Source organism: Vibrio sp. RM-69-4 (assembly GCF_024743775.1).
GTDB lineage: Bacteria > Pseudomonadota > Gammaproteobacteria > Enterobacterales > Vibrionaceae > Vibrio > Vibrio anguillarum.
This window is the reverse complement of sequence record NZ_JAMQXI010000019.1, coordinates 1-485: the sequence shown is the minus strand read 5'-3', so window position 1 is coordinate 485 and position 485 is coordinate 1. Positions and strand designations below refer to the sequence as shown.

The window sequence follows — 485 nt, the reverse complement described above, 5'->3', positions numbered from 1 at the left end:
AAGAAGTCGATATCCGTCTCACGGTACTGCACGCAGAATTCACGCTGCGCACACTCACGTTTCAGCGAGAAGGCGTAGTCGTTAATGCCCATCTCTTGCAGTACGATGGAGAGGATTTCGGGAACGGTTTTGAGCTGGAAAATACGGCTGTTTTGGCGCAGTAATAGCCGCTCTAATGCCGGGACTAAGGTCAGTGAGTAAAAGGTGTGATGATGGCCAATATCGCCTTTACTGAACTGGCGCACAATGCCGTGCACGCGCTGCACGACAAGGCCATCACGCAACATCTCAAGCTGAGCGGTTTTGTCCACCAGCTCCAGCGCTGTTAAGCCAGATTGGCGACTGGCCAGTTTTATCTCATAGCGAAAACCGTAGCAACGCAGGCCCGCTTGCGCGCTATCAGACAGCGATTCCACGCCTTGGTATTCACGTACCACTAACGTGTCGTCTGCCAAACCCTCCACGGTGAGCCTAAAACTTAACCT

At 52.8% G+C, this 485-nt stretch carries 1 protein-coding gene; it reads right to left on the bottom strand.

Annotation, left to right across the window (positions count from 1 at the left end):
- The coding region (locus NB504_RS02460) for a contractile injection system protein, VgrG/Pvc8 family (RefSeq protein WP_258428191.1) at nt 1-485 on the bottom strand (485 nt) is incomplete at both ends.